General features: G+C 70.2%; 12 protein-coding genes. 9 read left to right on the top strand and 3 right to left on the bottom strand.

Features of this window, described 5'->3' with window-relative positions; translation table 11 throughout:
* Nucleotides 1-7: 7 nt before the first annotated feature.
* The 6 genes from AC0KUR_RS27210 to AC0KUR_RS27185 all read left to right on the top strand — a co-directional run bounded on the left by AC0KUR_RS27210 (nucleotide 8) and on the right by AC0KUR_RS27185 (nucleotide 5,208).
* Nucleotides 8-619 carry a lipocalin family protein gene (locus tag AC0KUR_RS27210; RefSeq protein ID WP_473376638.1) on the top strand — a complete coding sequence of 204 codons (612 nt, stop codon included), beginning with the start codon at nucleotides 8-10 and terminating at the stop codon, nucleotides 617-619.
* Between the two features lie 92 nt (nucleotides 620-711).
* Nucleotides 712-2,019 carry an NAD(P)/FAD-dependent oxidoreductase gene (locus AC0KUR_RS27205; RefSeq protein WP_473376637.1) on the top strand — a complete coding sequence of 436 codons (1,308 nt, stop codon included), beginning with the start codon at nucleotides 712-714 and terminating at the stop codon, nucleotides 2,017-2,019.
* Nucleotides 2,016-2,870, top strand: coding sequence for a DUF1365 domain-containing protein (locus tag AC0KUR_RS27200; RefSeq protein WP_069707155.1), 855 nt, complete (start codon nucleotides 2,016-2,018; stop codon nucleotides 2,868-2,870). The genes AC0KUR_RS27205 and AC0KUR_RS27200 overlap by 4 nt, the downstream gene beginning before the upstream one ends.
* The gene (locus AC0KUR_RS27195) at nucleotides 2,867-4,096 is read left to right on the top strand and encodes an SAM-dependent methyltransferase (protein ID WP_069707156.1); all 1,230 of its coding nucleotides are present in this window, start codon (nucleotides 2,867-2,869) and stop codon (nucleotides 4,094-4,096) included. Before AC0KUR_RS27200 ends, AC0KUR_RS27195 begins: the two co-directional genes overlap by 4 nt.
* Nucleotides 4,086-4,628 carry a chalcone isomerase family protein gene (locus tag AC0KUR_RS27190; protein ID WP_069707157.1) on the top strand — a complete coding sequence of 181 codons (543 nt, stop codon included), beginning with the start codon at nucleotides 4,086-4,088 and terminating at the stop codon, nucleotides 4,626-4,628. The genes AC0KUR_RS27195 and AC0KUR_RS27190 overlap by 11 nt, the downstream gene beginning before the upstream one ends.
* A gap of 43 nt (nucleotides 4,629-4,671) precedes the next feature.
* Entirely contained in the window at nucleotides 4,672-5,208 is a 537-nt protein-coding gene (locus tag AC0KUR_RS27185; protein ID WP_069707158.1) for a DUF2878 domain-containing protein, read from the top strand.
* A 476-nt stretch (nucleotides 5,209-5,684) separates the two neighbouring features.
* Here AC0KUR_RS27185 and AC0KUR_RS27180 read toward each other — a convergent pair whose 3' ends face one another.
* Nucleotides 5,685-5,990, bottom strand: a complete 306-nt coding sequence (locus tag AC0KUR_RS27180; RefSeq protein ID WP_059558003.1) for a DUF4148 domain-containing protein — start codon at nucleotides 5,988-5,990, stop codon at nucleotides 5,685-5,687.
* Between the two features lie 321 nt (nucleotides 5,991-6,311).
* Between AC0KUR_RS27180 and AC0KUR_RS27175 the strand changes: the two genes are divergently transcribed.
* The 3 genes from AC0KUR_RS27175 to AC0KUR_RS27165 are packed head-to-tail and all read left to right on the top strand — an operon-like array spanning nucleotide 6,312 to nucleotide 12,618.
* Nucleotides 6,312-9,551 carry an efflux RND transporter permease subunit gene (locus tag AC0KUR_RS27175; RefSeq protein WP_473376636.1) on the top strand — a complete coding sequence of 1,080 codons (3,240 nt, stop codon included), beginning with the start codon at nucleotides 6,312-6,314 and terminating at the stop codon, nucleotides 9,549-9,551.
* A 54-nt stretch (nucleotides 9,552-9,605) separates the two neighbouring features.
* A complete protein-coding gene (locus AC0KUR_RS27170) occupies nucleotides 9,606-11,066 on the top strand; it encodes an efflux RND transporter periplasmic adaptor subunit (RefSeq protein ID WP_473376635.1) in 1,461 nt (486 codons plus the stop codon).
* Between the two features lie 31 nt (nucleotides 11,067-11,097).
* Nucleotides 11,098-12,618, top strand: coding sequence for an efflux transporter outer membrane subunit (locus AC0KUR_RS27165; RefSeq protein ID WP_473376634.1), 1,521 nt, complete (start codon nucleotides 11,098-11,100; stop codon nucleotides 12,616-12,618).
* On the opposite strand, the gene AC0KUR_RS27160 is transcribed toward AC0KUR_RS27165, so the two are convergent.
* Both AC0KUR_RS27160 and AC0KUR_RS27155 read right to left on the bottom strand, forming a co-directional pair.
* A complete protein-coding gene (locus AC0KUR_RS27160; RefSeq protein WP_473376633.1) occupies nucleotides 12,596-14,056 on the bottom strand; it encodes a heavy metal sensor histidine kinase in 1,461 nt (486 codons plus the stop codon). The genes AC0KUR_RS27165 and AC0KUR_RS27160 overlap by 23 nt on opposite strands.
* The gene (locus tag AC0KUR_RS27155; RefSeq protein ID WP_034190976.1) at nucleotides 14,053-14,730 is read right to left on the bottom strand and encodes a heavy metal response regulator transcription factor; all 678 of its coding nucleotides are present in this window, start codon (nucleotides 14,728-14,730) and stop codon (nucleotides 14,053-14,055) included. The genes AC0KUR_RS27160 and AC0KUR_RS27155 overlap by 4 nt, the downstream gene beginning before the upstream one ends.
* Between the last annotated feature and the right edge of the window lie 56 nt (nucleotides 14,731-14,786).

Genomic DNA, 14,786 nt, shown 5'->3' with positions numbered 1-14,786 from the left:
ACGTGTGATGCCGTCCCCGATCGTCCGCCGCTTCGCCGCCGCGCTCGCGGCAGGTCTTGCACTCGCCATCGCCGCGGGCTGCTCGGGCAATGCGCCGAACACGAATCCGCGTGCGGCCGTGCCCCTGTCGAGCGTGCCCGTCGACCTGCCGCGCTACATGGGCCGCTGGTACGTGATCGCCAACATCCCGTACTTCGCGGAACGCGATTACGTGGGCAGCCGTGCCGAGTGGACGCTGCACGAGGACGGCCGGATCGACGACGTGTTCGTCGGCCGCAAGGGCGGCTTCGACCGGCCCGAGCAACGCTATCGCTTCGTCGATACGGCAAAGCCCGGCAGCGGGGGCGGCGAATGGCGCGTGCGGCTGTTCTGGCCGGTGTACGTCACGCAGTTGACGCTCTATGTCGATCCCGACTACCGCCATACGATCCTCGGCTACCCGGGCAAGACGCTCGGATGGATCTTCTCGCGCGAGCCGACGATGGACGACGCGACGTATCGCTCGCTGCTCGCGCGGCTCGATGCGATGGGCTACGACACGTCGCGCTTCAGGCGCGTGCCGCAAACACCGGGGCAGATCGGTCAACCGGGCTTCGCCTCGCCGGGCGAGCGCGACTGAAACGGGCCACGCGCATCCGCCGCCCGCTTTGCTCCGTATCTCCGAACAACCCTTCCCGAGACCGCCGACCCGCCTGACGGAGACCCTTCGCGATGCACCAGCCCCTCACTGCCTTGCCGCCCGGGCGGCGGATCGCCGTCGTCGGCGCCGGCATCGCCGGCCTGGCGAGCGCCTACCTGCTGGCCCGTCGTCACCGCGTGACGCTGTTCGAGGCGGCCGGCTACCTCGGCGGCCACACGCACACCGTCGATGTCGAACTCGACGGCGCGCGCCACCCGGTCGATACCGGGTTCCTCGTCTTCAACGACCGGACCTATCCGAACCTGATCGCGCTGCTCGCCGAACTCGGCGTGGCCGCGCATCCGAGCGACATGTCGTTCTCGGTGTCGGTCGACGGCGGCCGGCTCGAATGGGCCGGCAGCAACCTCAACACCGTGTTCGCGCAACGCCGCAACCTGTTTTCGCCGACGTTTCTCGGCATGCTGCGCGATATCCTGCGCTTCAATGCATCCGCGCACGACCACCTCGATGCGGCGAGCCGCCAGCGGCTGTCGGTCGGCGAACTGCTCGCCGCGGGCGGGTACGGCGCACCGTTCCAGCATCATTACCTGCTGCCGATGGCGGCCGCGATCTGGTCGAGCGCGGCCGGCGACATCCTGCGGTTTCCGGCCGCCACGTTCCTGCGCTTCTGCCTGAACCACGCGCTGTTGCAGGTCAACAACCGCCCGCCCTGGCGCACGATCGCGGGCGGTGCACGGCAGTATGTCGAGCGCATCGCCGCGACGCTCGACGACGCCCGCCTGAACGCGCCGGTCCGTACCGTTCGGCGCGACGAACAGGGCGTCACGGTGGCGACCGACGCGGCCGGCGGCGAGCGGTTCGACGCCATCGTGCTCGCGTGCCACGCGCCGACGAGCCTGCGGCTGCTCGCGGACGCCAGCGAAGCCGAACGCGGCGTGCTGGGCGCCGTGCGCTACCAACGCAACGTCGCGGTGCTGCACACCGACACGGCCTTGCTGCCGCGCCGCCGGCGCGTGTGGTCGGCGTGGAACTACCTGAGCGGTCGTGCGGCGCCCGCTGCCGACGGCGCAGCGCCCGTGTGTGTGAGCTACCTGATCAACCAGTTGCAGCCGCTGCCGTTCCGCACGCCGGTCGTCGTCACGCTGAACCCGATCGACGCGCCCGCGCCCGACACGCAGCTCGGTCGCTACGACTACGAGCATCCGTTGCTCGATCTCGCCGCCGTCGACGCGCAGGATCGCCTGCCTGCGCTGCAGGGGCGGCACCGCACGTGGTTCGCGGGCGCGTGGACGGGCTACGGTTTTCACGAGGACGGCCTGAAATCCGCGTTGCGCGTGGCCGACGATTTCGGCGTGAAGCCGGCCTGGGCCAAGCCATGAACGTGCCGTTCGCGAGCGACGGCAGCGGCGCGCGGCTTCTGGTCGGGCACGTGATGCACGAGCGGCTGCGGCCCGTGCACCATGCGTTCACGTATCCGCTGTTCCAGGTTTGCTGCGACATCGAGCGGCTTCACGAAATCGGCGGCCACTGGTTCGGCGTCGATCGATGGCGGCCGTTCGGACTCGCGTCGCGCGACTACGGTCCGCGTGACGGCCAGCCGCTTGCGCCCTGGCTGCGGGCCCGCCTCGCCGAAGCCGGCATTCCGGCCGACGGCCCGATCTGGCTGCAGACGATCCCGCGCCTCTTCGGCCATGCGTTCAACCCCGTGAGCTTCTGGTACTGCTACGACCGCGCGGGCCGCCTCCGCGCGTTGTACGCGGATGTGCGCAACACGTTCGGCGCGTACCACGGCTACCTGCTGAGCGCGACGCGGCACGCGCCGATCGGGGACGACACCGTCCTCGTCTGCCGCAAGACGTTTCATGTATCGCCGTTTTGCGACGTCGCCGGGACGTACGCGTTTCGCGTGCGTCAGCGCGGCGACCACCTGCTGGTCGCCATCGACTACCGCGACGACGACGGTCCGCTGCTGCGGACGGCGCTCGTCATGCAGGCCGGCCCGCTGAGCGCCGCGCGGGCGTGGCGCGCGCTCGCGCGGCAGCCGTTCAATGCGATCGGCGTGCTCGTCCGCATCCATTGGCAAGCGCTGCGGCTCTGGCTCAAGCGCGTGCCGTTCCACGGCAGGACGCCCCCTGCCCGGCCGCCCCGCGCCGGTGCGCTGCCGCCCCCGTCGGCACCGGTGTCGCCGCCATGCCGCCCTGCGGTATCCGACCACGAGGTCCGCCCATGACCCTGCTGCGCCTGTTATCGAATGCCTCGCAACCCGCGCTGCCGCTTTCCGCGCGGTTGTTTGTCGCGCTGCTGCGGCGGCTGCGGCACGGCCACCTGATACTCGTGACGCCCGAAGGCGCGCAATACGTGTTCGGCGATCCGCACCGCCAGCCGGCCGCGACGCTGCAAATCCGCGACTGGCGGGCGTGCCGCGCGATCCTGCGCGCCGGCGACATCGGCTTTGCCGACGCGTATCGCGCGGGCCGCATCGACACGCCCGACCTCGTCGCGCTGCTGCGTCTGGCGATCCGCAACGAGCCGGCGATCGCGCGCACGGTGACGGGCGGCCGCTTCGCCCGCCTCTGGTATGCGCTGCGCCACCGGCTGCGGGCGAATACGCGCGCCGGCAGCCGCCGCAACATCCACGCGCATTACGATCTCGGCAACCCCTTCTACGCGCTTTGGCTCGACGAAACGTGGACGTATTCGAGCGCGTGCTTCGACGGCGACGCGCGGCGCTCGCTCGCCGACGCGCAGACGGCGAAATATCGGCGCATCGTCGATTCGCTCGGCCTGCGCGCCGGCATGCGCGTGCTCGAGATCGGGTGCGGCTGGGGCGGCTTCGCGATGCATGCGGCCCGCCAGGGGATCCGCGTGCACGCGCTGACGATCTCGCCGTCGCAATACGCGCTGGCGGCGGAACGCATCGCGCGGGCGGGGCTGTCCGGTCTCGCGACACTCGAGTTGCGCGACTACCGTGACATCGACGGGCGCTACGACGCGATCGTGTCGATCGAAATGTTCGAGGCGGTGGGTGAAGCGTTCTGGCCGGTGTATTTCGACACGCTCAGGCAGCGCTTGAAAGCAGGCGCGCGGGCGTTGATCCAGTCGATCACAATCGCCGAATCGCAGTTCGATGCGTACCGCGCATCGAGCGACTTCATCCGCGAGTTCATCTTTCCGGGCGGCATGCTGCCAAGCGCCGAGCGCTTCGTCGGCGCGGCCCGGCACGCGGGCCTCGTCGCCGAACCGGTGCATGCGTTCGGTCTCGACTATGCGCGCACGCTGGGCACATGGCGCGCGGCGTTCGAGGCCAGCCTCGACGCGGTCCGCGCGCAAGGATTCGACGAGACCTTCATCCGCACCTGGCGCCTGTACCTGGCCTATTGCGAAGCGGGATTTGCCGAGCGGCGCACCGACGTGATGCACTTCGTCGTCTCGAGCGGGGACCGCCATGACGCGTAGGCTCGCGATCCTCGTGGCCGTGGCCGCGTATGCCGCCATGCAGGTGGCGAACGCGGGATGCGTCGACGACGTGGCGTCGGCGCGGATGATCGGATCCGGCCGATTCTGCGTATTCGGGCTTTGCCTTTATGACGCGCAGCTTTGGGCGTCCCGTTCGCCCGCGGCATTCGATACGCCGTTCGCCCTTTCGCTCGCGTACCGCCACGACGTGAAGGGCGAGCGGCTCGTCGCCACCGGCATCGCCGAAATCGAGCGCCTGGCCGCGACGCCGTTGCCGGCGGCGACCCGCGACGCCTGGCGCGCCGACATCGCCGGCGCCTTTACCGACGTGCTGCGCGGCGACGTGCTCTGCGGCGTCTACCTGCCGGGCCGCGGCGCGCGTTTCTACAAGAACGACCGCTTGATGTCCGACGTCGCCGATCCGGACTTCGCGCGCGCGTTCTTCGCCATCTGGTTCGATCCGCGCACCCGGGCAGCATCGCTGCGCCGCGAGTTGCTTGGCGACCCGGTCCGCCAAGGGCCGAACATGTGAGCGAGCGACGACGGCCGCCGGCCGGCCGAACGCGCAGCGACTCATGCTTCATTCCGCCGCCGTCGAAACCGCCGCGTATCTCGTGCTGTCGCAAGCCGGCTGGCTCGTCTGCGTGTCGAGCGCCGCACATGGGCGCGGCTGGATCGGGACGCTGTGTGCGGTACTGCTGGCGGGCGGCCACCTGCTGCGCACCCGTTTCCCCGCCCGCGAAGCATCGTTGATCGCGATCGTCGCTGCGATCGGCTGGAGCTGGGATGCCGTACCCGTTGCGACGGGCGCGCTGCACTACCCGAACGGCGTCTTGCTGGACGGAACGGCGCCTTACTGGATCGCGGGTTTGTGGGTGCTGTTCGCCGCCCAGCTGAACGTCCTGCTGCGCTGGCTGCGCGGGCGCTGGCTGGCCGCCGCGCTGCTGGGCGCCGTCGCCGGCCCGCTCTCGTTCCGGGCGGGCGCAGCGCTCGGCGCGGTGCGCTTCGTGAGCCCGACCGCGTGGATGCTGCTCGCATGCGGCTGGGCGGTCGTGCTGCCTGCGGCCGTCTGGTTAGGCCAGCGCCTGGACGGAACACGCGACGATCATTGACACGGTTCCGTGGGCATTACCGCTTGCCTGTCAACCGTTCTCGCTCTTCAAGACACGGGCCTTCCCCGTTCTCCCGGACGCGTTCCGGACCGACATGACATTCCGGCCGGTCGCTTCCTTTAGTTGCGCCGACAACCGCTCGCCAAGTCGCCCCATGTCGTGAGCAATACTGGCAAGCGTCGGTAACCGATCCGCTGCAAGGCGCTCGGGGCCCGCCCTGTCGGCAGCGGCGCCGGTCACGTGCGGCGGTGCCAGGCACCCGCGCCGGATCGCCGATCGAGAACTCGTGCGCGTTCTCGCGCAAGGTATGCGGTAGCGTCGCGACAAGGCCGCTCTCGAAGCGATTGGACCGCCGGATCCGCTTCGATGAGCCGCCACGGTTCGGGGGCGCCGCGTTGAAACAGCGACCGGCGGGTGACACACCTGGAATCCGCAGCCGCTTCCGTCGCGGCCGCGAAGGGGGTCGAACATCGCGCTCAGTGATGCTCGTACAACGGCTGCGCGTCAAGCGACGCGAGCGATGACACGGCCGCACCGGCGACGACGGATGGCCGAGCGGCAACCGATTGCGACGACTGCGCGGCGATCTTCGCCTCCGCTGCCTGAATGTCGTCGGGATAGTACGGATCGCTGCCGACCGGCCGATAACCGGCCTTTTCGACCCGAACGAGATCGGCGCGCACGTCGGCGCGCGTGACCGTACCGTCGGCGGTTTGCGCGAAGGCGACGATCGGCGCGCTCAATGCGCAGGAAAGCAGGACTGCACGAATCAGGTTGTTCATGATGTTCACCTCTCAAGATGGCGTATTGGCGTCCGCACACCAGGCCGGACCGTCGCTCCGCATCGACGCGATGAAGAGTGGAATCCATTCTGCGATTCGCGCGCTTTCCGGAAGGTGAGGCTTCGATTACGGTCTTGTCATCTGATGGCTGCCGCCTGTCGGCCGCGAGCCGACCGGTCCGGTCGGACGCTGCGCACCCGCGCGCCGGCACAGATAACGGTTTCGTAATCTTCGGGTCAGGGTCGGGTCAACGCCGCGCCGGCAGACTGCACGCTCGTCGCATCGAATGCGCATCCGAGCCCTGCTTCGAGGAGCACCATCATGTGGATCGTCCGGCTGGCGTTACGCAGGCCCTACACGTTCGTCGTACTCGCGCTGCTGATCTTCATCGCGGGACCGCTTGCGCTGCTGCGCACCCCGACCGACATCTTCCCGAACATCGACATCCCGGTCGTCAGCATCGTCTGGTCGTACAACGGCTTCTCCGCGGAAGACATGGCCAAGCGCATCACGTCGAACTACGAGCGCGCGCTCACGTCCGACGTCGACGACATCGAGCACATCGAGTCGCAGTCGCTGAACGGCGTGTCGGTCGTGAAGATCTTCTTCCACCCGGGCGCCGACATCAATCGCGCGATCGCGGAAGCCGCGAGCAACGCCGCATCGATCCTGCGCATCCTGCCGCCCGGCACGCTGCCGCCGAACATCATCACGTACAACGCGTCGACCGTGCCGATCCTGCAGCTCGGGCTGTCGAGCGACACGCTCGCCGAGCAGCAGCTGTACGACCTCGGCAACAGCTTCATCCGCACGCAGCTCGCGACCGTCCAGGGCGCGGCGGTGCCGCTGCCGTTCGGCGGCAAGATCCGCCAGATCGTCGTCGACCTCGACACGCGCGCGCTGCAGGCGAAGGGGCTCGCGCCGATCGACGTCGTGAACGCGATCAACGCACAGAACCTGATCCTGCCGGGCGGCACCGCGAAGATCGGCACGCACGAATACAACGTGCAGATGAACGGCAGCACGCAGACGGTCGCGGCGCTGAACGACCTGCCGGTGAAGACGATCGGCGGCAACGTCGTGTACGTGCGCGACGTCGCGCACGTTCGCGACGGCTACGCGCCGCAGACCAACATCGTGCGGGCGGACGGCAAGCGCGCGGCGCTGCTGACGGTCGAGAAGACCGGCAGCACCTCGACGCTGACGATCATCGACCAGGTGAAGGCGATGCTGCCGAAGATCGCGGCCGGGCTGCCGAAGGCGCTGCACATCGCGCCGCTCGACGATCAGTCCGTGTTCGTGAAGGCGGCCGTCCAGGGCGTCGTGCGCGAAGCGCTGATCGCCGCGTGCCTGACCGCGCTGATGATCCTGCTGTTTCTCGGCAGCTGGCGCGCGACGCTGATCATCGCGATCACGATCCCGCTCGCGGTGCTCACGTCGCTGCTCGCGCTGTCCGTGCTCGGCCAGACCATCAACATCATGACGCTCGGCGGCCTCGCGCTCGCGGTCGGGATCCTGGTCGACGACGCGACCGTCGCGATCGAGAACATCACGCATCATCTCGAGCGCGGCGCGCCGCTCGAGGACGCGATCCTGACCGGCTCGGGAGAAATCGCGGTGCCGACCTTCGTGTCGACGCTGTCGATCTGCATCGTGTTCGTGCCGATGTTCCTGCTCACGGGTGTTGCGCGCTATCTGTTCGTGCCGCTGGCCGAGGCCGTGATCTTCGCGATGATCGCGTCGTACTTCTTCTCGCGCACGCTGGTGCCGACGCTCGCGATGGTGCTGATGCGCGCGAAAGGCAACGGCCGGCCGCCGCGCGGCGTATTCGCGCGCGTCGCACGTTTCCAGGCCGCGTTCGAGCATCGCTTCGAAGCCGTCCGGCTGCGCTATCGCGCGCTGCTCTCGGCGGCGATCGCGCGGCGCCGCCGCTTCGCGGCCGCGTTCCTGCTCGCGTGCGTCGCGTCGACGGGCCTCTACGCGTTCGCCGGGCAGGACTTCTTCCCGTCGGTCGACACCGGCGAGATCCGCCTGCATCTGCGCGCGCCGACCGGCACGCGGATCGAGGAAACCGCGCGACTGACCGACGAGGTCGAAGCGAAGATCCGCGACGTGATTCCGGCCAACCAGCTCGCGAGCGTGCTCGACAACATCGGCGTGCCGGTAAGCGGGATCAACCTCACGTACGACTCGTCGGACCCGATCGGTACCGAGGACGCCGACGTGCTGGTCACGCTGAAGCCGAATCACGCGTCGACCGCCGCGACCGTCGCGACGCTGCGCAACGTGCTCGCGCAGTCGTTCCCCGGCGTGACGTTCGCGTTCCTGCCGGCCGACATCGTCAGCCAGATCCTCAACTTCGGGCTGCCCGCGCCGATCGACATCCAGATCGTCGGCAACAAGCTCGACCAGAACCGCGCGGTCGCGAATGCGCTGCTCGCGAAGCTGCGCGGCGTGCGCGGGCTCGTCGACGCGCGCATCCAGCAGCCCGGCGACGAACCCGCGATCAACGTGAACGTGGACCGCACGAAGGCGATCCAGGCCGGCCTCGAACAGCGCGACGTCGCGCAGAACCTGCTGATCGCGCTGTCCGGCAGTTCGCAGACGACGCCGAACTTCTGGCTCGATCCGCGCAACGGCGTCAGCTACCCGGTGCTCGTGCAGACGCCGCAATACACGGTGAATTCGCTGCAGTCGCTCGCGAACGTCCCGCTGCCCGCCGGCACCGCGCGCGCGCCGCAGACGCCGGCCGGCGGCCCGGCCGCGGGCGCGCCCGCGCAGAACCTGCTCGGCTCGTTGGGCTCGTTCTCGCGCACGACGCAGCAGGCCGTGGTGTCGCACTACAACGTGCAGCCGGTGCTCGACCTCTTCGCGTCGGTGCAGGGGCGCGACCTCGGCGGCGTCACGGCCGACGTGACGAAGCTCGTCGACGCCGCGCGCGCGCAACTGCCGCCCGGCTCGTCGATCGTGCTGCGCGGCCAGGTGCAGGCGATGCACGAATCGTTCGCGGGCCTCCTCGGCGGCCTTGCGCTCGCGATCTCGCTGGTCTACCTGCTGATGGTCGTGAACTTCCAGTCGTGGCTCGATCCGCTCGTGATCGTCGGCGGGCTGCCGGCGTCGCTCGCCGGCATCGCGTGGATGCTGTTCGTCACGCGCACCACGCTGTCGGTGCCCGCGCTGACCGGCACGATCCTGTGCATCGGCATCGCGACCGCGAACAGCATCCTCGTCGTGAACGCGGCGCGCGAGCTGCTCGCGGCCGGCGCATCGCCGTGGCAGGCGGCGCTCGACGCCGGCTTCAACCGCTTCCGGCCCGTCGTGATGACCGCGCTCGCGATGCTGATCGGCATGTTGCCGATGGCGCTCGGCCTCGGCGACGGCGGCGAGCAGAATGCGCCGCTCGGCCGCGCGGTGATCGGCGGCCTCGCGTTCGGCACGCTCTCGACGCTGCTGTTCGTCCCGGTGCTGTTCGGCTTCGTCCACGCGTGGCTCGCCCGGCGCCGCGACGCCGCGGCCGCCCGGCGCGTGCAGTCCGCGCCCGATACGCCGGCGCTGCGCTGACGCGCGGATGGCCTCCTTCTTCTCATCCTTCGATTCGCCCGACCCGGACCCATCATGAACGACTCGATCGAACCCGTCGCCCCGCCGCCCGCCGCCGACGCGGCAGCCGCGGCAGCAGCCGTGCCGCCCGCCGCGCGGGGCGCCGCCCCCGACACCGCACCGGCCCGCCACGGCCGCAAGCGGGCCGTGCCGCTCGCGGCCGTGGCGCTCGCCGCCGGGCTGCTCGCGCTCGGCATCGTGCCGCGTATCGATGCACGCGCCGCGCAGCGCATGCAGGTGGCCGCGCAGCAGGCGCTGCCGGTGGCGGTCATCATGCCCGGCACGGCGCCGGCCGATCAGACGCTGACGTTGCCCGGCTCGGTGATGCCGTATGCGGACGCATCGATCTATGCGCGCACGAGCGGCTATATCGCGCACTGGAGCGCCGATCTCGGCACGCACGTGAAGGCCGGCCAGACGCTCGCGCGGATCTCGGCGCCGGATCTCGACGCGCAGTTGCGCCAGGCTCGCGCCGACGAAGCGAGCGCGCAGGCGAACTACGATTATGCGAAATCGACCGCGCAGCGCTGGCAGGACATGCTGAAAACGCAGTCGGTCTCGCAGCAGGACACCGACACGAAGGTCGCGGACATGAACGCGAAGCGCGCGATGCTCGCGTCCGCGCAGGCGAACGTCGCGCATCTTGCCGAACTCGTGTCGTACGAGTCCGTCGCCGCGCCGTTCGACGGCGTGATCACCGCACGCAACGTCGACGTCGGCACGCTGGTGACCGCGGGCGGCACGCCGGGCAGCCCGGGCCTGTCCGGCGAACTGTTCCACCTCGAACAGACGGACACGCTGCGCGTGTTCGTCGACGTGCCGCAGGACAGCGCGGCCGGCGTGTCGACCGGCACGGCGGTCTACCTGACGACGCCGCAGTTTCCGGGGCGGCGCATCGCCGCGCAGGTCGCGCGCAGCGCGGGCGCGATCGACCCCGTCACGCGCACGCTGCGTGTCGAGATCGACGTCGACAATCGCGACGGCACGCTGATGCCCGGTGCGTATGCGCAGGCGCATCTCGTCGTGCCGAGCGCGGCGCCGGCGCTCGACCTGCCGGTCAGCGCGCTGCTGTTCCGCGCGAACGGCGTGACGGTCGCCACCGTCGGCGCGAACGGGCGCACCGCGCTGAAGACCGTGCAGATCGGGCGCGATTTCGGCACGCGCGTGGAAATCGTCGCGGGACTCGCGGCGACCGATCGCGTGATCGACAACCCGGGCGATGCGATCACGGCCGGCGAGGCCGTGAAGATCGTGTCGACCGCGCGCGATGCGGCGCCAGTGGCTGCTTCGTCCGCTTCGTCCGCTTCGTCCGCTTCGTCCGCTTCGTCCGCTTCGTCCGCTTCGTCCGCGCAGGCCGCTCGGGCCGCACAGGCCAATCAACCGGCGTCCGCGTCCGGGGCGCGCGACGTGGCGTCGCGCGAGGCCGGCGTTGCACCGGCTACGTCAACGCCTGCTCCGGCGCCCGCCCGCGGCTGACCCTTCGACGCCCCCCCACGAGATGCCTGCCATGCGCCTTCTTCATCCGCTCCCGTTCGCTCGCCGCATCGTCGCGCTCGGCGTTGCCGCCGCACTGACTGCCTGCTCGACGCTGCCGCCCTATTCCCCGCCCGCCGTCGCGGTGCCCGCCCACTACGCGGGCGCGCCGGCCGCGCAAGCCGGCTGGCACGTCGCGATGCCCGCTGACGCCGCCGCGCGCGGCGCGTGGTGGACCGTGTTCGACGACGCCGACCTGAACGCGCTCGAAGCGCGCGTCGACGTGTCGAACCAAACGGTGAAGAAAGCGATCGCCGATCTGCAGCAGGCGCGCGCGATGGTCGACTATCAGCACGCCGGGTTCCTGCCGACGATCACGGCAGGCGTCGCGCAGAGCCGTGCGCGCGTGTCGCAAAACCGGCTCGGCTCGTCGCTCGCCGGCAAGACGACGCCCGACTACCAGGCCGGCGTGGCCGCGAGCTGGGAACCCGACGTATTCGGCCGAGTGCGCGACGCCGTAGCGGGCGCGCAGGCGAACGCCGCCGCGAGTGCAGCCGACCTGCAGGCCGTGAAGCTGTCGGTCACGGCCGAGCTCGCGACCGACTATTTCGCGCTGCGCTCGCTCGACACGCAGAAGCAGCTGCTCGACGATACGGTGCGCGCCTACACGGATGCGCTGACGCTGCTCAAGCAGCAGCTCGCGGCCGGTGCGATCGACGCATCGGCGGTCGCGCAAGCCGAGACGCAGCTCGAATCGACCCGCACGCAGGACACCGACATCGACGCGTCGCGTGCGCAGTTGCAGCACGCGATCGCGACGCTCGTCGGCGAAAGCGCGTCGACGTTCGCGCTGCCGCCGCGCGTGCAGGCGTTCCGCGTGCCGGCGATTCCGGCCGGCGTGCCGTCGCAACTGCTGGAGCGGCGGCCCGACATCGCGGCGGCCGAACGCCGAGTCGCGGCCGCGAACGCGCGGATCGGCGAGGCGCGCGCCGCATTCTTCCCCGATCTCGTGCTGTCGGCGAGCGCCGGCCTCGAAAGCGCGTTCTTCGCGCCGTGGCTCGCCGCACCGAGCCTGTTCTGGTCGCTCGGCCCGCAACTCGCCGGCACGCTGTTCGACGGCGGCCGTCGCAGCGCATCGCTGCGCGGCGCGCACGCGCAGTACGACGGCGCGGTCGCCGACTACCGGCAGTCCGTCCTCGTCGCGTTCCAGCAGGTCGAGGATCAGTTGTCGGCGCTCGATGCGCTTGCGTCCGAAGCCGGCAGCCAGCAGCGCGCGACCGACGCGGCCGACCTGTCGCTGCGGCTGACGACGAATCGCTTCAACGCGGGCGCCGTCAGCTATCTGGACGTGGTGACCGCGCAGACGATCGCGTTGACGAACCGGCGCACGGCCGATCAGATCGACGCGCGCCGGATGGAGGCCGAAGTCGCCTTGCTGAAGGCGCTGGGCGGCGGCTGGCAGGCGGGCGCGGACGTGGTATCGAAAGCCGGTACGATGGAACGAGCAACAGCCGCTCAGCCCGCCCCCGCTGTCACGCCGCCGGCGGCCGGTTGAACGTGAGCACGAAGCGCGTGCCGCGCGCGTCGCTTTCGACCTGCGCGGTGCCGCCGTGCAACTCCATCACCGAGCGCACGATCGCGAGGCCGAGCCCGGCCGTGCCGCCCGGCACGCCGCCGCTGCGCGCGGGGTCGCCGCGCACGAACCGGTCGAAGATTCGCGGCAGCAGCGCGGGATCGATCGGCTCGCCCGGATTCTCGACGACAACGTTCACCGCCTCGGCCGTTTCGTCGACACCGAGCGTAATGACGCCGCCGGGCGGCGTGTAACGCAGTGCGTTCGCGAGCAGGTTGCCGACGGCGCGGCGAAACAGCTCGACATCGGCGGTCAGCTGCCCCTGCCCTTCGACGCGCAACGTCGAGCCCGCTTCGTCGGCAAGGCCCTCGAAATACCCGGCGATGCGCTCGAGTTCGTCGCGCACGTCGAACGCGCGCTGCCGCGTGACGAAGCTCGGATGCTCGGCGCGCGCGAGAAACAGCACGTTCTCGATCATCCGTGCGAGACGGTCGTATTCCTCGAGATTCGATTCGAGCAGCGTCTGGTACTCGTCCACCGAACGCGGCCGCGCGAGCGCGACTTCGGTGGCGCCGCGCATGTTGTTCAGCGGGGTGCGCAGGTCGTGCGCGAGGTCGGCGCTGAATTGCGACAGATGCGCGAATGCCTGCTGCAGGCGGCCGAGCATCGCATTCTGCGCATCGACGAGCGCACGCAGCTCGGGCGGGGCGCGCGACGCGTCGAGCCGCGTGTCGAGCTTGTCGACCGTGATCCGGCCGGTGTTGTCAACGATCTCGCGCAGCGGCGCGAGCGCCGTGCGGATCAGCCAGTAGCCGAGCAGCAGCGCGAACAGCGCGCCGAGCCCGCCGGCGAGCTCGAGCCGATCGCGATAGCCGTCGAGCAGGTCGGCCCGGTCGCGCATGTTGCGCGCGATCGCGATGCGGATCGGCGTGCGGTCGCCCAGCGCCGCCTCGATCACGACGCCGCGCATCGGCTTGCCGCCGCCGGCCGTCCACGTGACGAGCCGGTCGGCCGTGATCCGGTCGTTTGCCGGAACCGGCACCGCGTGCGGCGCGAACAGCTGCACGTCGGCGAGCGGAACCGATGCGGCGGCAGGCGCGTCGTCGAGCGCGGCGAGCCGGACATTGTGCCGCGCGAGCACCTCGCCCCGCGCATCGACGACGGCCATTGACAGCGCCTCGTTGCCCAGCACCTGGCTCGTCAACCGCTCCGCGTGCGCACGCACCGCCTCGAGCGACTCGAGCTCGCCCGCGAGCCGGCGTGTGTGGCGCGCGGCCAGCACGATGTCGAGGTCGTCCTGCGTGTTGACCTGCCGCTCGAGGCCCGCATACACATACGTCCCGACGAGCGCGAACGACGCGAGCGTGGTCGCGGCGAACGCGAGCGCGAGCGTCGCGGCAAGCGAGCGCGGGCGCATCATGCGTCGTCCTTCGGTTCGAGCACGTAGCCGACGCCGCGCACGGTATGGATCAGCTTGACCGGAAACGCGTCGTCGATCTTCGCGCGCAGGCGCCGGATCGCGACCTCGACGACATTGGTGTCGCTGTCGAAATTCATGTCCCACACGTACGATGCGATCTGCGTGCGGCTCAGCACCTCGCCCTGCCGGCGCGCGAGCAGTTGCAGCAGCGAGAATTCGCGCGGCGTGAGGTCGATGCGGGTGGCGCCGCGCTTCACGCGGCGGCGCACCACGTCGATTTCGAGATCGCCGACCGTCAGGTGCTCGGTCTCGCGCGGCGGCCCGCGACGCGCGAGCGTGCGGATGCGGGCGAGCAGCTCGACGAACGCGAACGGCTTCACGAGGTAGTCGTCGGCGCCGAGTTCGAGGCCGTGCACACGGTCCTGCACGTCGTCGCGCGCGGTCAGGAACAGCACCGGTGTCGTGTGCGTGTCGCGCAGCCGCTTGAGCACGGCCCAGCCGTCGAGCACGGGCAGCATCACGTCGAGCACGATCACGTCGTAACGCTCTTCCTGCGCCAGCATCAGCCCTTCGCCGCCGTCCTTTGCGAGATCGACGCTGAAGCCCGATTCCTCGAGCCCCTTCTTCAGGTAAGCGCCCGTCTTCGGTTCGTCTTCGACTATCAGGATGCGCATGGCCGGCTCCGTCGCTAGCGTGGGGACATCCGGCGATGTTACCCGGAAATGGCGCC

The sequence above is a fragment of the Burkholderia sp. YHN3-13 genome, assembly GCF_055810675.1.
This window is presented reverse-complemented; position numbering and strand designations above follow the sequence as displayed.